Origin of the sequence: Pseudomonas sp. SWI44, from assembly GCF_002947915.1 — a bacterium.
Taxonomy (GTDB): domain Bacteria; phylum Pseudomonadota; class Gammaproteobacteria; order Pseudomonadales; family Pseudomonadaceae; genus Aquipseudomonas; species Aquipseudomonas taiwanensis.
This window is the reverse complement of sequence record NZ_CP026674.1, coordinates 4764713-4787859: the sequence shown is the minus strand read 5'-3', so window position 1 is coordinate 4787859 and position 23147 is coordinate 4764713. Positions and strand designations below refer to the sequence as shown.

17 protein-coding genes are annotated in these 23147 nt (G+C 62.6%); 8 read left to right on the top strand and 9 right to left on the bottom strand.

Features of this window, described 5'->3' with window-relative positions; all coding sequences use genetic code 11:
• The first annotated feature begins 233 nt into the window (after positions 1-233).
• Positions 234-461, top strand: coding sequence for a hypothetical protein (locus C4Q26_RS22600; protein ID WP_003260451.1), 228 nt, complete (start codon positions 234-236; stop codon positions 459-461).
• Positions 462-499: 38 nt separating this feature from the next.
• Here the strand turns inward: C4Q26_RS22600 and C4Q26_RS22595 are convergent, their stop codons facing one another.
• From C4Q26_RS22595 to C4Q26_RS22575, 5 genes are all read right to left on the bottom strand, one after another.
• Entirely contained in the window at positions 500-982 is a 483-nt protein-coding gene (locus tag C4Q26_RS22595; RefSeq protein ID WP_104884064.1) for a copper chaperone PCu(A)C, read from the bottom strand.
• Positions 983-987: 5 nt separating this feature from the next.
• The gene (locus tag C4Q26_RS22590) at positions 988-1596 is read right to left on the bottom strand and encodes an SCO family protein (protein WP_023381062.1); all 609 of its coding nucleotides are present in this window, start codon (positions 1594-1596) and stop codon (positions 988-990) included.
• Positions 1597-1820: 224 nt separating this feature from the next.
• Entirely contained in the window at positions 1821-2405 is a 585-nt protein-coding gene (gene nfuA, locus C4Q26_RS22585) for a Fe-S biogenesis protein NfuA (protein WP_027907063.1), read from the bottom strand.
• Between the two features lie 58 nt (positions 2406-2463).
• Positions 2464-3498 (bottom strand): acyltransferase, encoded by a 1035-nt coding sequence (locus C4Q26_RS22580; protein WP_023381064.1) that lies wholly within the window; start codon positions 3496-3498, stop codon positions 2464-2466.
• Between the two features lie 154 nt (positions 3499-3652).
• Complete coding sequence (locus C4Q26_RS22575; protein ID WP_104883572.1) at positions 3653-5962, bottom strand: fatty acid cis/trans isomerase; 2310 nt, start codon at positions 5960-5962, stop codon at positions 3653-3655.
• Positions 5963-6129: 167 nt separating this feature from the next.
• Between C4Q26_RS22575 and metH the strand changes: the two genes are divergently transcribed.
• Together metH and C4Q26_RS22565 are read left to right on the top strand one after the other, a co-directional pair.
• Entirely contained in the window at positions 6130-9837 is a 3708-nt protein-coding gene (metH, locus tag C4Q26_RS22570) for a methionine synthase (protein WP_104883571.1), read from the top strand.
• Positions 9838-9967: 130 nt separating this feature from the next.
• Complete coding sequence (locus C4Q26_RS22565; RefSeq protein ID WP_023381068.1) at positions 9968-10186, top strand: DUF2970 domain-containing protein; 219 nt, start codon at positions 9968-9970, stop codon at positions 10184-10186.
• Positions 10187-10453: 267 nt separating this feature from the next.
• On the opposite strand, the gene C4Q26_RS22560 is transcribed toward C4Q26_RS22565, so the two are convergent.
• Positions 10454-11530, bottom strand: coding sequence for an ABC transporter substrate-binding protein (locus C4Q26_RS22560; protein ID WP_023381069.1), 1077 nt, complete (start codon positions 11528-11530; stop codon positions 10454-10456).
• A gap of 215 nt (positions 11531-11745) precedes the next feature.
• On the opposite strand from C4Q26_RS22560, the gene C4Q26_RS22555 reads away from it, so the two are divergent.
• Both C4Q26_RS22555 and C4Q26_RS22550 read left to right on the top strand, forming a co-directional pair.
• Positions 11746-13398 (top strand): nitrite/sulfite reductase, encoded by a 1653-nt coding sequence (locus C4Q26_RS22555; protein WP_023381070.1) that lies wholly within the window; start codon positions 11746-11748, stop codon positions 13396-13398.
• A complete protein-coding gene (locus tag C4Q26_RS22550; RefSeq protein WP_023381071.1) occupies positions 13382-13876 on the top strand; it encodes a DUF934 domain-containing protein in 495 nt (164 codons plus the stop codon). The genes C4Q26_RS22555 and C4Q26_RS22550 overlap by 17 nt, the downstream gene beginning before the upstream one ends.
• A 66-nt stretch (positions 13877-13942) precedes the next feature.
• On the opposite strand, the gene C4Q26_RS22545 is transcribed toward C4Q26_RS22550, so the two are convergent.
• Positions 13943-17986 (bottom strand): leucine-rich repeat domain-containing protein, encoded by a 4044-nt coding sequence (locus tag C4Q26_RS22545; protein ID WP_104883570.1) that lies wholly within the window; start codon positions 17984-17986, stop codon positions 13943-13945.
• A 195-nt stretch (positions 17987-18181) separates the two neighbouring features.
• Here C4Q26_RS22545 and dkgB point away from each other — a divergent pair, with 195 nt between their 5' ends.
• From dkgB to C4Q26_RS22530, 3 genes are all read left to right on the top strand, one after another.
• On the top strand, positions 18182-18985 hold the full coding sequence (gene dkgB, locus C4Q26_RS22540) for a 2,5-didehydrogluconate reductase DkgB (protein ID WP_023381073.1): 804 nt from the start codon (positions 18182-18184) through the stop codon (positions 18983-18985).
• 156 nt (positions 18986-19141) lie between these two features.
• On the top strand, positions 19142-20323 hold the full coding sequence (locus tag C4Q26_RS22535) for an MFS transporter (protein ID WP_023381074.1): 1182 nt from the start codon (positions 19142-19144) through the stop codon (positions 20321-20323).
• A gap of 212 nt (positions 20324-20535) precedes the next feature.
• Entirely contained in the window at positions 20536-21000 is a 465-nt protein-coding gene (locus C4Q26_RS22530) for a DUF1348 family protein (protein WP_023381075.1), read from the top strand.
• On the opposite strand, the gene C4Q26_RS22525 is transcribed toward C4Q26_RS22530, so the two are convergent.
• Both C4Q26_RS22525 and C4Q26_RS22520 read right to left on the bottom strand, forming a co-directional pair.
• Positions 21001-22287 (bottom strand): ATP-binding protein, encoded by a 1287-nt coding sequence (locus C4Q26_RS22525; RefSeq protein WP_023381076.1) that lies wholly within the window; start codon positions 22285-22287, stop codon positions 21001-21003.
• Positions 22288-22352: 65 nt separating this feature from the next.
• The gene (locus C4Q26_RS22520) at positions 22353-23060 is read right to left on the bottom strand and encodes a response regulator (protein WP_023381077.1); all 708 of its coding nucleotides are present in this window, start codon (positions 23058-23060) and stop codon (positions 22353-22355) included.
• Positions 23061-23147: the final 87 nt, after the last annotated feature.

Genomic DNA, 23147 nt, shown 5'->3' with positions numbered 1-23147 from the left:
CCCAATATTCACCCACGGTGGGATAGAGCACTTCAATGGCGCTTACTAAAATGCGCACACTCCTCGTCCCCACAAGGAGCAATGGCATCAAATTTAAACATGTTGTTTATACGTAACGAGTTGTTACCGGCCGCCACCGCCGCCGTTTTCTGCCGGTTCGGCGCCTCACGCACAGGCAGCAGAGCCCCGTCAAGCCTCTGCTACACTGACAGAGCTGAACGGAGGATCCTGCCATGTCCGAAAGAGAGCTCACCACCCTGCTGTCGCTGATGAACCAGCGCCAAGCCTGCCTGAGCAGCGCCTGCAAGGAGATTGCCGACTGGATCGACCGGCAGGGCGATGTGCCCGCCGCCGGCAAGATCCGCGCGAGCCTCAAGGCCCTGGAGGCTGACGAGGCCCAGGTACGCAAGACCCTGACCTCGCTGACGCTCGACAGGCCGCTGCCCAAGTTTCGCAGCTGAAAAGATCAGGGCCGCTGTGCGGCCCTGTTTCAAGTGTGTCAGTGGTTCATGTGCATGTGGTCATGCCCTGCGCCCACCTCGGCTGTGAGCGCCCGCACTTCAGCCTGCACGTCCAAGGTTTCCCTGGCGCCTTTGGCATCTTCGATGGTCAGGGTCAGCGGCACTTTCTCACCCTCCTTCACCTGATTGCTCAGCCCCATCAGCATCACGTGCAGGCCATTCGGATCCAGCGTCACGGCTTTGCCGGCTGGCAACTCGACGGTTTTCACCTCACGCATGCCCATCACGTCGCCGTTCATGGTCATCTCGTGCACCTGAACGGTCTTGGCCAACTTGGATGCCACGCCCACCAACTTGCTGTCGCTGCTGGCGGTCAGGGTCATGAAGGCACCGGTGGACTGCTGGTGCGGCACACTGGCGCGTACCCACGCATCACTCACCGTGGTCTGAGCCAGAGCCGGCAAGGCGAGGCCCATCAATGCCAGCGTGGCCAGGCCGCGCTTGAACGGTTGCAGTGAAATAGCCATTAGCAAATCTCCATCAGGGTAACCAGGTCTTCGGCGCATTCCTGGGCGGTCAGGGAATGGCCCAGGCTCAGGCGCAGCGTGCCGCGCGTATCGTAGACATAGCTGGTGGACGAGTGGGAGACGGTATAGGTATCCCCGGTCGGGACCTTCTCGTAGAACACCTTGAATTCCTTCGCTACCGCGGCGATTTCCTCGGGGGTGCCGGTGAGCGCGGTGAACGACGGGTCGAACGCCTTGACATAGGCATCGAGCACTTCCGGCGTGTCGCGCTCCGGATCCAGGGTAATCAGCACCACCTGGAACAGGTCGCGATCGCGGCCTTTGAGCAGCTTGCGGATTTGTGCGGCGCGCGCCAGCGTAGTCGGACAGACCGCCGGGCACTGGGTAAAGCCGAAGAAGATCATCGGCATGCTGCCGTAGAAGCTCGACAAGGTGACGTCGTTGCCACGGGTATCCTTGAGGCGGAACTTGCGCCCGAGGATTTCGTTGCTCATGTTCTTGCCGTACTTGAACTCGAGCCCCCGGGCCGGGCTGCAGCCTGCCAGCAGGCCGAGCCCGAGAACGCCCATCCCGGCGACGACCGCGCGCCGGGTAAACAGATCATTCATGGAACCATCCTTTACAGGGAAGGTGCCGGCCCTAGGGACAGGCCGGCCGAAAAACCGGGGCATTCTGGCATGACACCCCCAGGGCATCTACCCGACGTTGGAGGTGCAGGCCTGCAGCCCTTTAAATACGGGCTGCGGCCTGTTGTCGCAGGGGTTGAATCCGTAACAGTTTGTTGCTAGGGATCAAGGTTCTGGCAGCGCCAACCTGAATCGCCCGAGACGTCTCAGTAGTACGCGTTTTCTTTCTGGCTGTGGTCGGTCACGTCACGTACACCCTTGAGCTCAGGAATGCGCTCGAGCAGGGTACGCTCGATGCCGTCCTTGAGGGTGACGTCCGCCTGGCCGCAACCCTGGCAACCGCCGCCGAACTGCAGCACGGCGATACCGTCGTCGACCACGTCCACCAGGCTGACCTGACCACCGTGGCTGGCCAGCCCCGGGTTGATCTCGGTCTGCAGGTAGTAGTTGATGCGTTCGTTGATCGGGCTGTCTTCGTTGACCATCGGCACCTTGGCATTCGGTGCCTTGATGGTCAGTTGGCCACCCATGCGATCGGTGGCGTAGTCGACCAGCGCGTCCTCGAGGAACGGTTCGCTGACCGAATCGATGTACGCGGTGAAGCTCTTGAGCCCCAGCGCGGTGTCGTCAGGCTTCTCTTCGCCCGGCTTGCAGTAGGCGATGCAGGTCTCGGCGTACTGGGTGCCCGGCTGGGTGATGAAAATGCGGATGCCGATGCCAGGCGTGTTCTGCTTGGACAGCAGATCGGCCAGGTAATCATGGGCGGCGTCGGTAATGGTTATAGCGCTCATGGAAGTTCCTCACAGACTTGCGGCCAAGTGTACGCCAACCTGGCCTTCGAACAAAGTCCTAGTAATTGACTCGGGAAAGCGCATATGCCTGGCTTTGCTCCCGTGGCGCCGCCAGCCAGGCGTGCATCCGTCGGTACAGGCCTCGCTCAAGCCACTGGTAGCTGAACCAAGACATTAGTCCAATGGACGGCACGCAGAAGGCGAAGACCAGGTAAGGGTTCAGCTTCAGCCGCTGGCTGACGAACCAGCCGCCGTAAAGCACCAGCACATGGATCAGGTACACCGAATAGGAGCAGTCGCCCAGCATCTTGAGCAGTCGATTGCCTTTGAACCAGGGCTCTAACGCAACGAATGCCAGCACCACCAGCGCGCTCGGCAGCCCCCAGTGCAGCAGGCGCTGGGAAGCGTCCAGGTGAAACAGCGCATACCCCGCCACCGCCAGTACTGCCAGCGGCAGCCATCGCCCCTCGCGAATGAGTCCGCGGCGGTACAGCACACCCAGGCCAATACCGAGCAGGAACTCGTAGATGATGTCGTTGTTGTAGAAACGGCTGACGACACCCAATCGGCCCAGCAACTCACTCACCACCAGCAGCGCGGCGGCCACCAGCAACAGGTGGTGACGCTGGCGGGCCAGAAACGCGAGGCCGAACAACGCGTAGAAGAACATTTCGTAATTCAGCGTCCAGCCAACGTTCAGGGTCGGATACAGCCCATAACCTCCCGGGTTTTCGGCCGGAATGAACAACAGCGACAACAGCAAGTGTTGCCATTGGAACACCTGGTGGGGCATCCATTGGCTGGCGACGAGTAGCAGCGTGGCCATCAGCGCCGTGTAGAACCAGTACGCCGGGACGATGCGCAGCAGTCGGTTGAGCAGGAACTGCCCAGGGGCGATGGCTTTGTCTCGGGTTGAGAGGTAGATCACCAGGCCGCTGATCACGAAGAAGATGTCGACCCCCACGGCGCCTCGCTCGCTGAGCAGGCGGCCGACAGGGCCGGTGGCATGGAAGTCGAAGAAAATTTGCATGAAGTGGTGGCAGACCACCACCCAGGCGGCGAGCGCCCGCAGTGCCTGAAGCGAATACAGCATGAAATACCTGCGATCAGCCGGTGCATTGAGGCCTCGCCCGCCCGGCTCCCACAGCACCTGCAGGAGCCGGCTTGTCGGCGATGGGGCTGCAAACCAGCCCCTGGCCACCCGACCTTTGGGACCGCAGTGAGTCCGCAAAGGTCAGTCCGGCCGATCAGAGGTTCTCGTAGCGGTTCATGTCCAGTACGCCCGCCTCGACCGGATCGGTCTGTTCGATGAAGGTGTTCAGGTCATGGAAGTAGAACCAGAACCGCGGATGGCTACGCCGCACGCCCCAGCGCATGACGATGCGTTCGAACTTGGCCGGGTCGTCGCGTGCCGCCTCCATGTCCTCGACGAACTCCGGCACGTTCGACGCCGGGATGTTGAAGATGAAGTTCGGGTAGCTACTGAGCACCCCCGGGTACAGGGTCAGGGTATCCAGACCTGGCTGGTAGCGGTACGCCTCGCCCAGCAAGAAGGCCACATTGCTGTGGGCCCTGTTGCGCAACAGGCTGTAGACCTGACGGCGGCCGCCCTCGCCTTCGATGCGCAGCATGGTCGCCTCGGGCAGTTGGTTGATCACCTTCAGCCCCGCCGCCGGACGCGACACCAGTCGGCTGAGCGACTGCTCTACATCGCGGAACTCGGCATCCATCTCCGACCGTGAACAATAAGCGCCCTTGCAGCGGTTGATCGGGTCTGGCGCTGCGTTGAGGCTGCCGGTGCGCTGCAGCAGTTTCAGGCCAAAGTCGCGCGTCGGGTCGCGAGGGTCGAGTTTCAGCCCGCTTGGGGTGTCGGTGTCGATGTCCTCGTAGTCCATCCACATCTTCACCTTGCCGCTGTTCTGGTACCAGTTGCTGAGCACCTTGCCACGCTGATCGGCCGGCATCAGGCGCAGGAAGTTGACCTCGGCGCCGTTGCGGATCAAGTCGAAGTACAAGCGCGTCTGCAACTGGTGCGAGACGTTGCCAAACACATCGAAGTTGACCGCCAACTGATAATAAGTGCGCTCGAACAACGGGTAGTCGAACAGCCAGGTGGTCAGCGGCACATCGCCGATCAACCCCTTGGTCACCGAAGCACTGTCAAAGTGGCGGAAGATGGTCAGCAAGGCATTGTCGTTGCCCGCCCACAGGGTCGACCAACTCGGCGGCGCCATCTCGGCGTAGGCCTCGCGGCGCAGCTTTTCATATTCATTGCGCTTGTCCCGGTAGGCGTGCCACAGGGTGAGCACGCTGCCCACGTCATCGATCTGCCCAGGCATCGCCAACAGCGGCGTGGCTTCGCTGCGGTATTTGGCATCGGTGATGTAGCGGTCATGCGCTGGCTCCTGGAACAGCGCCCAGAAGTTGTCGCGGATCACGTCGGTGGCGATTTGCCCACGGCAAACTGGGCCGCGGATGAAGGTCCGCACGAAGTACTCGGCGTTATCCAGCATGAACTGATAGCGCGCCACCGCCGGAATCGCCTCGAAGGTCTCGAACGGGTTGGCCCGGTGACGTGGGCCGTAACCCGGCAGCGCGGTGGCATGCCAGTCGCCCGCGTAGAACAACTGCTTGACCCGCTTGAGCTTCTGCGGACCCATGGGGTACGTGATGTGGGTCTTGTGCACGATCACGCCCTGCACCGGCACCAGGCGGTAGTAGAAGTCGGTGCCCGGCGGGTCGTTGGGGCGGCGAGTGGCGATCAGGTCGACCGGCTGGCCGCTCGGCGTGCGCGAACGTACCCATTGGAAGAAGTGGCCTTGTTCGCCGCCGACGAAATAAATATGCGCGAGGAACAGGTGCTCGTACAGCCAACGACCCACCAATGATTCGGTGGAACCGGGACGGTTGAGCAGTTCTTCCCACTCGGCGATCTGCCTGGCTTCGACCGGGCTGGGCTGGATCGGCTGGTATTCGACTGGCGCACCGGCGGCCAGCCAGGCGCGCATGGTCTGGTACTCCTGGTCGGTCAGACCGGTGACGGCCAGCGGCATGCCTTCCTTGGGATGCGCGCCGGCATAAGCGTCGAACTCATGGGGCAACGGGCACATGTTGGTGCGGTTGAGCCCAAGCACGATCTCGTCGGGCAATTTGGCATTGGGCGTGAGCGGGGTCTTGTGACCGAGTTCGAGCATTCGAGCCATCAGTGCGGCCTGGCTGCCCTGGTTGTCGAGCACCGAATAAAAGCCCTTCTTACGCCATTCGGCCTCGCTATGGGCGTCGTAGAACAGCCGTGTGGTGGGCACCGCCTTGCTCCGGTCGCCTTGGTACACCGGCACCTTGGAGGCACCGCGCACTGCACCTTCGGGGCTTTCCAGCTTGAGCTGGCACGCGGCGTCGTTGCACGCATGGCAGGCCACGCATTTCTCGGTGAAGATCGGTTGAATATCCCGGGTGTAGGAGATGCCCGGACTCGACTGGGGGCCCTGCCCAAAGGCCACGCCACTGACGAGCAGCGCGAAGCCACAAGCCAGGGCAATAAAACAGCGATGCACCATGTGCGCGAAATCCTGGTTACAGAAAGCCATCACGTTAGCCTGGTCGTCCTTGGATGCTCATCGACCCAACATGAACAGAATTCATGCAAATGGGCAGCGCGCCTAAAAACCGCGCAGCTTTGTTATGATTCGGCACCTTCTGATTTTTGCCCGACCAGGTAGTTCCTATGTCCGACCGCAGCGCTCGTCTCCAAGCACTCCAGAACGCACTCAAAGAGCGCATCCTGATCCTCGACGGTGGCATGGGTACTATGATCCAAAGTTACCGCCTCGAGGAACACGACTATCGTGGCACGCGCTTTGCCGATTGGCCAAGTGACGTCAAGGGAAACAACGATCTGCTGCTGCTCAGCCGCCCCGATGTGATCGCCGCCATCGAGAAGGCCTACCTGGACGCTGGCGCCGACATCCTTGAAACCAACACGTTCAACGCCACGCAAATCTCCCAGGCCGACTACGGCATGGAGTCGCTGGTGTACGAGCTGAACGTCGAAGGCGCCCGCATCGCCCGCCAGGTGGCCGACGCCAAGACCCTGGAAACCCCGGACAAACCGCGTTTCGTCGCCGGCGTGCTCGGCCCTACCAGCCGTACCTGCTCGATCTCCCCGGACGTCAACGACCCCGGCTACCGCAACGTCACCTTCGACGAGCTGGTGGAAAACTACATCGAGGCCACCCGTGGCTTGATCGAAGGCGGCGCCGACCTGCTGCTGATCGAAACCATCTTCGACACCCTCAACGCCAAGGCCGCGATCTTTGCCGTGCAGCAAGTGTTCGAAGAAGACGGCGTCGAACTGCCGATCATGATCTCCGGCACCATCACCGATGCCTCCGGCCGAACCTTGTCCGGCCAGACCACCGAAGCCTTCTGGAACTCGGTGCGACACGCCAAGCCGATTTCCGTCGGCCTGAACTGCGCCCTGGGCGCCAAGGACTTGCGTCCGTACCTGGAAGAACTGGCGACCAAGGCCGACACCCATGTTTCGGCGCACCCCAATGCCGGCCTGCCCAACGCGTTCGGCGAATACGACGAAACCCCGGCGGAAATGGCTGCCGTGGTCGAGGAGTTCGCTGCCAGCGGTTTCCTCAACATCATTGGCGGTTGCTGCGGCACCACCCCGCCGCATATCCAGGCCATCGCCGAAGCTGTGGCCAAGTACAAGCCGCGGGCCATTCCCGATATTCCCAAGGCTTGCCGCCTGTCGGGCCTGGAACCGTTCACCATCGATCGTCAGTCGCTGTTCGTCAACGTCGGCGAGCGGACCAACATCACCGGTTCCGCCAAATTCGCCCGGCTGATCCGCGAAGAGAACTACACCGAAGCGCTGGAAGTCGCCCTGCAGCAGGTAGAAGCCGGCGCCCAGGTGATCGACATCAACATGGACGAAGGGATGCTCGACTCCCAGGCTGCCATGGTCCGCTTCCTCAACCTGATCGCTGGCGAGCCGGATATCTCCCGCGTGCCGATCATGATCGACTCCTCCAAATGGGAAGTGATCGAAGCGGGCCTCAAGTGCATCCAGGGCAAGGGCATCGTCAACTCGATCTCCATGAAGGAAGGCGTCGAGCAGTTCAAGCACCACGCACGCCTGTGCAAGCGCTATGGCGCCGCCGTGGTGGTGATGGCCTTCGACGAAGTCGGCCAGGCCGACACTGCCGCACGCAAGAAGGAGATCTGCCAGCGCAGCTACGACATCCTGGTCAACGAGGTAGGCTTCCCACCGGAAGACATCATCTTCGACCCCAACATCTTCGCCGTGGCCACTGGCATCGAAGAGCACAACAACTACGCCGTCGACTTCATCGAGGCCTGTGCCTACATCCGTGACCACCTGCCTTTCGCGCTGTCGAGCGGTGGTGTGTCCAACGTATCGTTCTCGTTCCGCGGCAACAACCCGGTGCGCGAGGCGATCCACTCGGTGTTCCTCTACCACGCCATTCAGAACGGCCTGACCATGGGTATCGTCAACGCTGGCCAGCTGGAGATCTACGACGAGATCCCGCCTGTCCTGCGCGAGAAGGTCGAGGACGTGGTACTCAACCGCACCCCGCACGGCACCGATGCATTGCTGGCCATTGCCGATGACTACAAGGGCGGTGGCGCGGCCAAGGAAGTGGAAAACGAAGAGTGGCGCTCGCTGCCGGTGGAAAAACGCCTGGAGCACGCGCTGGTCAAAGGCATCACAGCCTTCATCGTCGAAGACACCGAAGAGTGCCGTCAACAGTGCGCGCGTCCTATCGAGGTCATCGAAGGCCCGCTGATGAGCGGCATGAACGTGGTCGGCGACCTGTTCGGTGCTGGCAAGATGTTCCTGCCCCAGGTGGTGAAGTCAGCCCGCGTGATGAAACAAGCGGTAGCCCACCTGATCCCCTTCATCGAGGCGGAAAAAGGCGACAAGCCAGAGGCCAAGGGCAAGATCCTGATGGCCACGGTCAAAGGCGACGTGCACGACATCGGCAAGAATATCGTCGGCGTGGTGCTGGGCTGCAACGGCTACGACATCGTCGACCTGGGCGTGATGGTGCCGGCGGAGAAGATCCTGCAGACCGCCCGTGAACAGAACTGCGACATCATCGGTCTATCCGGCCTGATCACCCCGTCGCTGGACGAGATGGTCCACGTCGCCCGTGAAATGCAGCGCCAGGATTTCCACCTGCCGCTGATGATCGGTGGCGCCACCACCTCCAAGGCCCACACAGCGGTGAAGATCGAACCCAAGTACAGCAACGATGCGGTGGTCTATGTCACCGACGCCTCCCGCGCCGTGGGTGTCGCCACCCAGCTGCTGTCCAAGGAGCTCAAGCCAGGCTTCGTCGAGAAAACTCGCCAGGACTATGAAGAAGTGCGCGAGCGCACCGCCAACCGCAGCGCCCGCACCGAGCGCCTGAGCTACGCCCAGGCAGTGGCCGCCAAACCGAAGTACGACTGGGCCGGCTACCAACCGGTCGTCCCGTCCTTCACCGGCGTCAAGGTGCTGGAAGACATCGACCTGCGCACCTTGGCCGAGTACATCGACTGGACCCCGTTCTTCATCTCCTGGGACCTGGCCGGCAAGTTCCCGCGCATCCTCACCGACGAGGTGGTCGGGGAAGCCGCCACCGCGCTGTACAAGGATGCCCGCGAGATGCTCGACAAGCTGATCGACGAAAAGCTGATCAGCGCCCGTGCCGTCTTCGGTTTCTGGCCAGCCAACCAGGTGGCCGACGACGACATCGAAGTGTACGGCGAGAACGGCCAGACGCTGGCCACCCTGCACCACCTGCGCCAGCAGACCATCAAGCCGGACGGTAAGCCGAACTTCTCCCTGGCCGACTTCGTCGCACCAAAGGACAGCGGCGTCACTGACTACATGGGCGGCTTCATCACCACCGCTGGCATCGGTGCCGAGGAAGTGGCCAAGGCCTACCAGGACAAGGGCGACGACTACAGCTCGATCATGGTCAAAGCCCTGGCCGACCGCCTGGCCGAGGCCTGCGCCGAATGGCTGCACGAGCAGGTGCGTAAAGAGCACTGGGGTTATGCCAAGGACGAGCACCTGGACAACGAAGCGCTGATCAAGGAGCAGTACAGCGGCATCCGCCCTGCCCCAGGCTACCCCGCGTGCCCGGATCACACCGAGAAGGCCACGCTGTTCCGCCTGCTCGACGGCAGCGCCATCGGCGAAACCGGCCCAAGTGGCGTATTCCTCACCGAGCACTTCGCGATGTTCCCGGCGGCAGCGGTCAGCGGCTGGTATTTCGCCCACCCGCAGGCGCAGTACTTTGCCGTGGGCAAGGTCGACAAGGACCAGATCGACAGCTACAGCGCGCGCAAGGGCCAGGAAGTAACCGTAAGTGAGCGTTGGCTGGCACCTAACCTCGGTTACGACAGCTGACAGTTCATCGCCGGCACGCCGGCGCCTGCAACGATGGCGCAGAGCCTGCAGGAGCCGACTTGCCAGCGATGAGGCCAGTACCTATCACCTACACTGTCCTTGTATGCCTCTGCATTGATCAGGAGCCCCCATGGACGATTCCAGCCAAGGCAAGCCGCCCACCTTCTGGCAGATGCTGCACAGCATCCTGGCCGCAGCGTTCGGCGTGCAGAGCGGCAAGAACCGGGCACGCGACTTCACTCACGGCAAAGCCAGCCACTTCATCGTGCTGGGCACGTTGTTCACGCTGGTGTTCATCCTGGTGCTAATCGGCCTCGTGCAACTGGCCGTGCACCTCACCGCCCGCTAAAACGCAATCCGCCCGCGGAAATCCCTTCCACGGGCGGCTCAGGTTGAGTCACGGTCTGAAGACTAAGGCTACTGGTGGCTGACCCAATATACGGCAGTGACCACCACCAGGACGATCAGGCAGAGGATCGCCCAGGCATCGACGCTGCTGTCAGCTTTGCGGACCTTGGTTGAGTTTCCCATTGCATTGCCTCTTGTAGTGGTTATGGGAATGCACTTCACAACCAGCAGTTAAGACGAGCGATGCCCTTCTCTCAAGCAGGGTTTTTCAATAGTCGACGGGTGACGCAAGAAACGGATACTGGAAACCGGCCGGGCGCCCTTCGGCGCTGTAACGCTGGAAATCGATCCCGTAGTCGTCCCGATCCAGCAGCTTCAGCCAACGCCGGGCCTTGTTCTCGTCGATCGATTGCAGCGCCGGCGCCCGGTACTCATGCAGGCCATCACGATCCATCGACACCCCTTGGGCATCATCATGCAGCATCACCATGGCCCAGCCGCCCAAGGTGAAGTGCCCGCCCATCAATACCCCCAGGCGTCCATCGATTCGTGCCCGCAGTGCCTCGGGGGAGCTGTTGATCGCGCTGAACACCACGTCCCGGCCCGGCTTGCGCCCAGCCGCTTCGAACGCCTGCATGGCGCCAAAAGCCATTTCGTCATTGGCTGACCAGACCAGCTTGATGTCCGGATATCGCTCAAGCAGCACCTGGGCCTGTTCGAAGGCACGCTGACGGTTCCAGCCACCGTACACGACCTGACGCAAGCGCACCTGGGGAAAGTCCGCCAACGCCCGGCGCATGCCCTGCTCGCGCAATTGCGAGGCTGGCGTGCTCTTGACCCCGGCGAATGCCACCAGGTCCACGGGCTCGTTGCTACGGGGCAGCAAAGCGACCATCTGGTGCAGCATCTGGTAACCGGCCTGTTCGTCATTGGCGGTTAGGGTACCCAACAGCTGTGCGTATTTCTCCGGCTGCGCCTTGATACTCTGGGCCTGGCTGGCGGTCAGGCCATTGTTGACCAGGAACAACTTGACCCCGGTGCCCTGGGACAGCCGGATGATTTCCGGCGCCACGTACTGCTCGTTGACCAGCACCAGGTAGTCGGGTCGTTGCGGCCCCTGGAGAATCGTCCGGGCCTGAACCAGCGCACGCTCGGCACTGCGCTCGCTGTACTCCACCCGAAGGGTCATGCCCAGGTCGTCGGCCGCCGCCTGCATGAAACGCGAATAGCTGGTCCAGAACGCTTCGCTGGACAGGCCTGGGTTGAGAAATACCACCGAAGCAGCCTGCGCACTGGCTACCAGCGGCAGGCTCAGGCACAGGCTTTGGCACAACGCCTTGAGCATGCGGTTACACCCGTCGAAACAAAGTCGCGAGTATAAACATGTCGGCGCACGGGCGAACAAATGCCAGTCAGTCTCACATAGTCCGTTTAGTTCTTTTCATATGCAAAAACATCACTTTAGCGCATAACTACAACCTGATATCGTTCCCCGGCTCCGAAACCGGAGTGCGCGGCCGTGCGCGCGAATAGCTGCATGCAGCCTGAGACAGGACTTTTATGTACGTATACGACGAGTACGATCAGCGGATCATCGAGGACCGCGTCAAGCAGTTCCGTGATCAGACCCGCCGCTACCTGGCCGGTGAGCTGAGCGAAGAAGAATTCCGCCCTCTGCGCCTGCAGAACGGCCTTTATATCCAACGTTTTGCCCCGATGCTGCGCGTCGCCGTGCCGTACGGCCAGCTGAACTCGACCCAGGTCCGCTTGCTGGCCAAGATCGCCCGCGACTACGACAAGGGCTATGCGCACATCAGCACCCGGCAGAACGTGCAGTTCAACTGGCCTGCGCTGGAAGATGTTCCAGACATCCTGGCCGAGCTGGCCACCGTGCAGATGCACGCGATCCAGACCAGCGGCAACTGCCTGCGCAACACCACCACCGACCAATTCGCCGGTGTGGCTGCCGACGAAGTCGTCGACCCTCGCCCCTGGTGCGAAATCATCCGCCAGTGGACCACCTTCCACCCGGAATTCGCCTACCTGCCGCGCAAGTTCAAGATTGCGGTCAACGGCTCGCAGGAAGACCGCGCGGCCATCGAAGTCCACGATATCGGCCTGGAGCCGGTGCGCAACGAAGCCGGCGAGCTGGGCTTCCGCGTGCTGGTCGGCGGTGGCCTGGGCCGTACCCCGGTGGTCGGTTCGTTCATCAACGAATTCCTGCCATGGCAGGACTTGATCAGCTACCTGGACGCGATCCTGCGCGTGTACAACCGTTACGGTCGCCGTGACAACAAGTACAAGGCGCGCATCAAGATCCTGGTCAAGGCACTGACCCCTGAGGTGTTCGCCGAGAAGGTCGAGGCCGAAATGGTCCACCTGCGTGGCGGCAGCACCACCCTGACCCAAGCGGAAGTCGACCGTGTGTCGCGCCACTTCGTCGACCCTGACTACAAGGCGCTGGAAAACGTCGACTACAGCGCACTGGACCAGGAGCACCCAGGCTTCGCCCGCTGGCGCTCGCGCAACACCCGCGCCCACAAGAAGCCCGGCTACGTGGCCGTGACCCTGTCGCTCAAGCCGACCGGTGTAGCACCAGGCGACCTGACCGACAAACAGCTGGACGCCGTGGCGGACCTTGCCGAGCGCTACAGCTTCGGTTTCCTGCGTACTTCCCACGAGCAGAACATCATCCTTGCCGACGTCGAGCAGCGTCAGCTGCACACGCTGTGGATGGAGCTGCGCGAGAACGGCTTCGCCACGCCGAACATCGGCCTGCTGACCGACATCATCTGCTGCCCGGGTGGTGACTTCTGCTCGCTGGCCAACGCCAAGTCGATCCCGATCGCCGAGTCCATCCAGCGCCGCTTCGACGACCTGGACTACCTGTTCGACATCGGGGAAATCGACCTGAACATTTCCGGCTGCATGAACGCCTGCGGCCACCACCACGTGGGCCATATCGGCATCCTCGGCGTGGACAAGAAGGGTGAGGAGTTCTACCAGGTTTCCCTGGGCGGCAACGCCGCGCGCGGCGCGAGCCTGGGCAAGATCCTCGGCCCGTCCTTCGCCCAGGAAGACATGGCCGATGTGATCGAGAAGCTGATTGCCGTGTACGTGGAACAGCGTACCGAAGAAGAGCGCTTCATCGACACTTACCAGCGTATCGGCATCGACCCCTTCAAGGAACGCGTCTATGCAGCGAATCATTAAGAACAACCAACTCGTCGACGAAACCTGGCACCTGCTGCCCAAGGAAACCACCCTCGACGAGCTGACCAACTGCGACGACTACATCGTCCCCCTGCAGCTGTGGAGAGACCATGCCCACGTGCTCAAGGCCCGCGACGGTGGCCTGGGTGTGTGGCTGGACAGCGACGAAGAAGCCGAGGAGATTGGCGACGACGTCGACCAGTTCCAGGTCATCGCCCTGAATTTCCCGGCCTTCACCGACGGGCGCAGCTACTCCAATGCGCGCCTGCTGCGAGACCGCTACAAGTTCAAGGGCGAACTGCGCGCCATAGGCGACGTGCTGCGCGACCAGCTGTTCTTCATGGCCCGCTGCGGCTTCGATGCCTTCGCCATCCGCGCCGACAAAGACCCGGAGGATGCGTTGCAAAGCCTGAAGGACTTCTCGGTCACCTACCAGGCCGCCACCGACGAACCGCTGCCGCTGTTCCGCCGCCGCTGATTCGACCGTGTTTGCCACAACGGCCCGCCTCCTTGGCGGGCCGTTGCATTTCCGCAGGCCGCTTCTTCAAGCGTGGCTGCGGCCTTGTCGACTGAGCGTATCGAGTTGCAACTGGACGGCTTGCAACCGGGCCATGGCTTCAACATCCAGCGGATTACGAAAAAGATTCAGTCGGGTCGGGTGATTTCGAATCCACTGCAGCGCCTGCTGACTCAGATCGACGATCAGGTTCTCGGCAAGGTCGACATACAGGTCAGGATGACGTTCGAGGAAAGCGAGCGGCAGCTCGGTCAGGCCAGTGGCGCGCAACGACAGGTGGCTAAGGTGATCCAGGTTGCGCAGCGCGGGAACAGTGCCGATCGGGTTGCCCCCCAGGTGCAGGGTTCGCAGTGCACTGAACGCTTCCAGGCGCTGGGCACCCGGCCCATCTATGACGATCTGGTTGCCTGTCAGGTACAACTCCTGCAGTTTCCTCAAGCGCTCCAAACCCTCGGGAATGGCGGTCAGCTGGTTGTCACGCAGGTCCAGAACGCTCAGCTGGCTTAGCTTGGCGAGGTCCCCAGGCACACGGATCAAGCGGTTGTCGCCTACATTCAACTGCCTGAGTCGGCTCAGCTCTCCCAGCCCTTTTGGCAGCTCGGCAAGCTGGTTATAAGAAAGGTCCAGCTCGAGCAGCCCTGTCATCTGCTCGATCCCGGCAGGCAGACTTTCGAATCGGTTTCCACTGAGGCTCAGGTACTGCACGCGCACGAGTCTGTGAATCGAATCAGGCAACCGGATCAGTCGGTTGTCGCTGAGGTCCAGACGAGTCAACAGGGTCATCTGTTGCAAACCCTCGACATCAGCCAAGCGGTTGCGCTGTAGATCCAGCCGCGTCAACCGCTGCAGGCCCCCCAACCCAGGTAATGCAACCAGCTCGTTGTCGTTGGCGATCAACTCGGCCAGGCCGGTAAGTTGCCCCACACCGTCGATGGCCTTCAGTTTGTTGAACTGCAAATCGAGCGTGTTCAGATGCCTCATGCCATCAAGCCGGGGCACGCCGACCAGTTTGTTGCCGCCCAGTTGCAACTGGCGCAGGTTGGGGAAGCGACTCAGAAATGCGTCATCCAGCGACTTCAGGGCCACATTGACCAAGCTCAACCGGTGTATGTGCTTGAACGCGAGGTCCGCTGGCAGCTCTGGCCAGGTGCCCATGGGCAGGTTGCGCACCACCAGTTCGCTGACACCATGCGGCCCGAAAAACTCCGGCTCCCAAGCCTCGCGAATCAACTGCCCCGCTTGTTGCCGACTGCGGTACGCAGGGTCCAGGTACACGCCTCGCCAGGCCCTGAGGCTTGACTCCAGCCTATCCACCTGCCTGGCCAGTTCGCTGAAGGCAACCCAGATCGACTGCCCGGGCCTTCGCGCCAACTGGAAAATCAGCCAGTGGATGTCCGCGGCAGAGCGGTGCGGAAACAGGTGCCATACGCCGGCACGAATCGACTGGCGCGCCTGGGCAGCGCCGGCATTGACTGCCTCGCCCCTTGGCAGCCAGCCAATCTCCCCGCCACTGAGCGGATAGCCCAGCCGGCCATCACCCAGGCGTACCGGCGGACGCACTCCCAGAGCACTCGGCGCCATGCCCAGCAGGTGAGCGGCCCGCTCGCGTTGGTCAGAGGCCCTCAGGGCAAGGGCCTGGCTCAAGGACTCGGGCGAGCGGCCCGCCTCCCCCAAGTCATGTTTCTGGGCATCGACCAACTGCAGCCACAACGCTTTGAATAAGCTGTCGTCCACCTGCGCCGAAGGCAACCCGGTGCCATGGCCATCCACTGCCTGGTAGCCCTGTCCACGTTTGATGATGTAGCCCACCTGCGTGGCATCCTGGGCAGCGCTGCGCGCTCGAAGCTCTCCAGCGACGCCGCCCAGGCGAATTTCGATGCGCAGCGTGTCCGGCCAGGCTGACCAATGGTCAATCAAACCCAGTGCCAAGCGTTCGCTGTCAGGGTTGATCGCGTCCGCCTGGTAGAAACCGACACAAGCCCGATCCAGGCGGCTGTCGCGCAGCGCCCAACGCGCCTGGGTGGCCAGCGGCAACGGAACACGGCCGCTGTTGACCAGGGTTTCGATCTGCTGCGTGCCGGCGTGCTCGAGGATTTCCTGCGCGGCGCGCGCCGACAAGCCCGGAAAATCCCTACGCAACAATTGGGCAGCTGGCGTCGGTGCGGCCTGCATCGCGGCGAGGTGCTGCTCGAACACCTCGCCGATCAGGCCAGGCTGGCGCTCGTGCAACTGGTAGCGCTGCAAGGCATCCCACAAACGCGCAGGTGCAGGCGCATGCTCCAGGTGCAACTCGCGCAGCCGGTCCTCGTCGAAACCGGCAATATGCATGACCCGTTCGGCTGTCTGCCGGTCGAGTGTGGCCCATTCACTGCCCAACCGCTGCATCAGGTAGTGCGGATCCTGCCAGTCCCGTGGCGTTTCCAACTGATGGCGCCAGCCGCCCTCACCGTTATCATCGAGCCAGGGCGAGTACGCAGACGACCTGCGAGGGTGCTGGATGCGAAAACCGCCGTGCTCCTCACGTACCTGATAAGTCGCCTGCAGGGTACGCACCCTCGTCGTGCCCGCCACCTGGGTGCGTTCACCGACCGCCACGTCCTGATCAGGCACTGCGTAGCCCGGCAGGCTGGGGTCGATCAGCCGGACCTGCTCGCCAGCCGTCAGCACCGGAACCAGCCTGTCCACCTGGGCAGAACGCTCGATCAGCCTGGCCGCAACCTGTCCAGCGCCAGCCAGGGTAATGCCTGCGGCTACGTTTTCGGCCACACCCCACACATGCTTCAAGGCCCCTTCCCGGTCACCCAATTGCCAATCCTCATAGCCTTCGAAGACCGCATCGGCGATCTGCAGGGCCGCGATGCCCAACAGGGGCAGGCCCAGGGCTGGCACGAACAGGCTAGCCAGCCCCAGTACGTTCAGGCCTGCGTTTGCGTATTCGGACATTCGTTGCTCGCGTTCGGCGTTGGCCGCCTGCGCACTAGGGACAGCCAGAAGCGCTGCATCGTCCAGCATCGTGTCCACGCGAACCTCGCGCAGATGTCGAAACAACGGCGCATGGATCCGGTGGCTGCGGCCATCGAGTTGGATCGCCCCATGGCCTGCGGCACTTCGGATCAAGCCATCAAGTGCCTGGACGAACCCTGGACGGTCGCGCTCACTGATGAACCGCGCGAAGAAGGCCGCATAGTCCGACGCCTTGAAACGCCGCCCAAGCCCCTGCCAGAGGGCCGCCCAGGTGTCGAAGCGTTGCAACGCGCCATGCGGATCGTCCGGAACCCACAGCACTACCCCCTGCAGCGGCGCATCCGACTGGAGGCCATGGCGAATCTCGAATGCCACGCCACCACGCACTCGCTTGCCGAGCACGCGAAAGTCGAACGGCACGGCGCGCCCGGAATTCGGGCCGACGATGGGCGCCACCGAGATGATAGGCAACAGCGAGTAGTAGGTTGCCCGGTCGATTCCGCCGCTGAGCAGGGCCAGGCGCACGGAGGCCTCCAGCGCCGCACGGGCGCCCTCTTCCAGCAAATGGCGCATGTCGGCCGGCCTCGCAATAACCTCATCGAGGTGGCGTTGATAGGCATCGCCAACATCCACCTCGCGGCAAAGCTGCATGAAGGCGGCAGGTTGCAGCGCCAACGGCTCATCCTGCGCATCGACGATCACCGAGGTGTGCAGCGCGCCGGACGGCGCTGTTTCGTGTTCGGCGAAATTCTGCAGCGCAGCCGCCAGTAAAGTCACCTCACTGACCTCTTCCACGCGCCGGCCCAATGCGCCCGGAGCGCCCTGTGCGGGAACCACGATCCGGGTGTGGCGCAGTTTGGCCCTGCGGACATCCGTTCGCGGCCACGCGCGCGCTGCCAATGCCTGCCCAAGCAGCGCTTCGCCGAAGGTATCCAAAGGCGCCACCCTGGCGAAGCGAGCCGCCAGTTGGTGCTGGATGCGTTGCTGCTGCAACAAACTCGTACGCAACCTGCTCAGATCATCCAGCGAGGCAGCGGTGAGCCATTCCGGCAACCTGCTGGCGATCAGGGAGTCGACATCGTGTGGTGGGGAGGGTTCGAAGGTCATGGAGGCGGTCCTTTGGGTGAAAACCCAAGCTAAACAGGCTACCGCTCCACCCAAGCACTACTTATGTGATGCACCGGCGATTCGTGACTGCAAGTCAAATATCCTTGGCCGCGCATGCCCTTAATCATTTCCCGGGAAACCCGCACACTGCTCGCCACTGGCAACAACGACGAACTTCATTGATCAGGAGCCTACATGAGCATTCCATCCTTCGGCCTCGGCACATTCCGTCTTACCGGCCAGGCCGTCATCGACTCGGTCACCTCCGCCCTGGAGCTGGGCTATCGGGTGATCGATACCGCGCAGATCTACAAGAACGAAGCCGAGGTCGGCGAGGCCATCGCCAAGAGCGGCGTACCTCGTGACGAGCTGTTCATCACCACGAAGATCTGGGTCGAGAACTATAGCGCCGAAAAGCTGGTTCCCAGCCTGCGCGAAAGCCTGAGCAAACTGCGCACCGCGTACGTCGATCTGCTGCTGATTCACTGGCCGGCCCCCGGCAACGGTGTCGAACCGAGCGAATACATGACGGCCTTGGCCGAGGCCAAGAAACTGGGCCTGACCCGCCAGATCGGCATCTCCAACTTCAACATCGAGCTGACCCGACAGGCAATCGAGGTGGTCGGCAAAGGCGAGATCGCCACCAACCAGATCGAACTGAGTCCTTACCTGCAAAACCGCAAGCTCGCGGCGTTCCTCAAGGAACAGGGTATTACCGTCACTTCCTACATGACACTGGCCTACGGCAAGGTCTTGAAAGACCCGGTACTGTCCGAGATCGCCAACAAGCACAAGGCCACCGTGGCACAGGTGGCATTGGCCTGGGCCATGCAACTGGGATATGCGGTGATACCGTCGTCCACCAAGCGCGAGAACCTGGCAAGCAACCTGCTGGCCCGCAGCCTGCGCCTGGACGATGGCGACATGGCGCGCATCGCTACCCTCGAGCGCAACGGCCGAGAAGTCAGCCCGGACAACCTGGCGCCCGCCTGGGACTGAAACCAGCAGCGGGCTGGGCCGCGAAGCACGCTGCGCAGTGGGTGGCGCGGGCAGTGCCCGTGTTCGCGGGCAAGCCCGTTCCTGCAGTGATCACGCTCGCTTTCAGACGACACCGTTTCACCTGCGATCTTCCCTATTTTCAAACCGGAGCTGCCGATGAGCACGCTTTCCTCCAAACGGGTTCTGTTCGCCCTCGCCATCGGCGCATTCGGCATCGGAACCACCGAGTTCACCCCCATGGGCCTGCTGCCGGTGATCGCTGACGGCGTTGGGGTCAGCATTCCCAGCGCGGGCATGCTGATTACCGCCTACGCCGTGGGCGTCATGGTCGGTGCACCGATCATGACCCTGCTGTTCAGCCGCTTCGGCAAGCGTGCCGCATTGATGGGGCTGATGAGCATCTTCACCCTGGGCAACCTGTTGTCGGCGCTGTCGCCGGACTACTACACGCTGCTGGCCTCGCGCCTGGTCACCAGCCTCAACCATGGTGCCTTCTTCGGCCTGGGCGCAGTGGTGGCCGCCAGTGTCGTACCCAAGGACAAGCAAGCGAGTGCCGTGGCCACCATGTTCATGGGCCTGACCATCGCCAACATCGGTGGCGTGCCCGCCGCCACCTGGGTGGGCCAGCAGGTCGGTTGGCGCATGGCCTTCGCTGGCACCGCCGTGCTCGGCCTGCTGGCGATGGCGACGCTGTGGTATGCACTGCCCAAAGGTGAACGCGGCAGTGTGCCTCACGTGCGCAAGGAGTTGGCAGTGATTGCCCGCCCCAGCGTGTTGCTGGCCATGGCCACCACCGTATTGGGCGCAGGCGCCATGTTCACCTTATACACCTACGTAGCGCCGGTACTTTCCGAGTTGACCGGGGCCTCGCACGCCTTCGTCACCCTCGCCCTGGTGCTGATCGGCGTGGGTTTCACCTTTGGCAACAGCCTCGGCGGACGCCTGGCCGATTGGTCGCTGGACGGGGCGGCGAAAATCTTCCTGGGCGTGCTGGCCGTGATCATGCTGCTGATGCCCCTGGTGCTGGCCAGCCATGTCGGCGCCGCTGCCGCCCTGCTGATCTGGGGGGTGTTCACCTTCGCCGTGGTCCCACCGCTGCAAATGCGGGTGATGATCGCCGCCAGCGAGGCGCCAGGACTGGCATCGTCCATCAACGTGGGCGCCTTCAACCTGGGTAATGCGTTGGGTGCGGCATTGGGTGGGGCGGTGATCAGCGTGGATCTGGGCTACGCTGCAGTGCCCATGGCGGGTGGTTTGTTGGCAGGCGCCGGGCTGCTGCTGGTCTGGCTTGGCCAGCGTGGCAAGGCCGGCCAGGCCTCCCTGAGCGACGCCGCGTAAACGGCTGGCGGGGGCTGCGTTACCCGCGCAGCCCCGGCTGGTCATCCTCGCAAGCAACCGCGCATTATTCCACCGGCCGCAACTATGAAGTGCCGGTCGCGCGGATTCTCCGCCAGCGTGCGCAATAGTAGCCTTCATCGTGCCGATCGACGAAATGGCCACACATCGTCGCCAACAGATCCGTTCCTTCCCTTCATTAGAGGAATACCACGATGTCCCGTCCTCCACTGCCACCGTTCACCCAGGCCTCGGCCATCGAAAAAGTCCGTCTCGCCGAAGACGGCTGGAACAGCCGCGATGCGGCGAAGGTCGCGCTTGCCTATACCCCGGACACCCGCTGGCGCAACCGCGTCGAGTTCGCCACCAACCGTGAACAGGCCCAGGCCTTCCTGACCCGCAAATGGAACCGCGAACTGGAATACCGCCTGATCAAGGAGCTGTGGGCGTTCACCGGCAATCGCATTGCAGTGCGTTACGCCTATGAGTACCGCGACGACAGCGGCCAATGGTTCCGTGCCTACGGCAACGAGAACTGGGAGTTCGCCGAGGACGGGCTGATGCAGAACCGCCACGCCAGCATCAACGAAATGCCCATTGCCGAAGCGGAGCGCAAATTCCGCTGGCCACTGGGCCGTCGTCCGGACGATCACCCAGGCCTCAGCGACCTGGGGCTCTGATCAATCGATCGGCAACGTGACCCTGACCTGCAGCCCACCCTCTGGGCGGTTGGTCAGGGTTACGCTCCCCCCTTGCTCAAGCACGATCGCACGCACCGTCGCCAACCCAAGCCCCACCCCTCCGGTAGTCTTGTTACGCGAGCCTTCGATACGGAAGAACGGCGCGAAGACCTGCTCATGCAATTGCGGGGCGATGCCTGGCCCACGGTCGAGCACTTGGATTTGCAACTCATCAGCGCTCACGCGCAATTCAAGCCTCGGCTCCCGGCCATACTTGGCGGCGTTGTCGATGAGGTTGACCAGCACTCGCTTGAGCGCAATCGGCCGCCCGACGTAAACCCAGTGACGCGGGCCGTCGAAAGCCACCTCCACACCGGCATCCTTGTAATCGTCCACCACCGTCTGCAGCAACTCGCCCAGGTCGAATGCCGTGGTCTGCTCGAACCGCGCATCGTCCCTGAAGAACTCGAGTGCGGCGTTGACCATGGACTCCATTTCGTCCACATCCTTGAACAGCTTCGCCTGCAATTGGCTGTCTTCGACGAACTCGCCACGTAGTCGCATCCGTGTCAACGGCGCCCGCAGATCATGGGAAATGGCGGCCAGCAGCTGCGTGCGGTCATTGAGAAAATGCTTGAGTTGCGCCTGCGTGGCGTTGAACGCGAGTATCGCCTGGCGCAGGTCATGGGGGCCGACCACCGGAATGGGCGGTGCGTTGAAGTCCTTGCCGAATCGCCGCGCACCTTCGGCAAAGCGCTCCAGTGGACTTGCCAGGTAGCGGCCAGCCAGCACGGCCACGGCAACGCTGGACGCCAGCATCAGTACGAGGATTATCAGGTAGCGGGGCAACTCATCCAGCCCCCAATTGCGCGAGGGAGCGCGAAACACCACCCATGAACGATCCGACAACTCGATCATCAGCGCATAACCCTGCCCCGCCAGCTCGGGCGGCAGGTTCGGTGGCCCGTAGGCTTCGATCCTGGCATCGGGCCGACCCAGCAACGCACGCAAGATCGGCTCGCCCTCGGGAAAGCCTGCATCCCTCACCCTGGGGATACCCGCGTCGGCATGCCGCTGCAGCCATTGCACGCGGTAGGTAGTGTCACCGGCCGCTTGGGCAATCGTCGCGCGCTGCTCCACAGGCGCGACGTCGAGGATGCGAGTGACGGAAGCGATTCGCTCGATGATTCCGCTTTGCAGCAAGGGCGGTTGCGCCCAGGTTTCCAGCACGAGACTGAGCAGGCCACGCACGGCCAGCAAAGCCAGCATCGCGACCAGCGTCGTCATCGCGATCCAGCGGGTGATGGTGATGCGGGGACGCCACCCTTTCTGACGGCCTAGCGCCCTTGCCTTCACCGCCTTACCACCGTTGGCGTGAACAGGTAACCGACGTTGCGCAGCGTGCGGATGAGCGGTTCGACCTGGCTATCGGTCTCCAGCTTGCGACGCAAGCGACTGACCTGCACATCGACGCTGCGGTCATACGCTTCATGCGTCTCACCGCGCGCAAGGTCGAGCAGTTGCTGACGGCTCAGCACTCGCCGTGGGTGCTCGGCGAACACCAACAGCAATTCGAACTCGCCATTGGACAGCGGTATCATCACCTGCTGGGGAGAGCGCAGTTCGCGCCTCACCACGTCCAGCTGCCAGCCCGAGAATTCAAGAATCGTGCGCGAATTGCCCGCCGGCACCGGGGCTTCACCGGCACGTCGCAAGACCGCCCTGACCCGGGCCAGGAGCTCACGAGCGGCAAACGGCTTGGTCAGGTAGTCATCCGCGCCCAGCTCCAGCCCTACCACGCGATCACTCAGCTCGCCCATGGCGGTGAGCATGATCACTGCCAACTGGTGCTCGGCGAGCAGTCGCTGGCACAACACCAGGCCGCTTTCGCCGGGCAGCATGACATCGAGGATGACCAGATCCGGTACCCGTCGCGCCAATGCCCGCCACAGGCCTGCACCATCGCTGGCCACCTCCACGTCATAGCCGTGCTGGCGGAGGAATTTCTGCAGCAGGTCCAGCACTTCGACATCGTCGTCGACAATCAGCAAATGACTCACACAATGGCACCACGGGAATAGGCAAGATGGCGTATTTAAGACCATCCGACCGGTGCCGTCATATATTTCAACCCGGAAACAATGCAT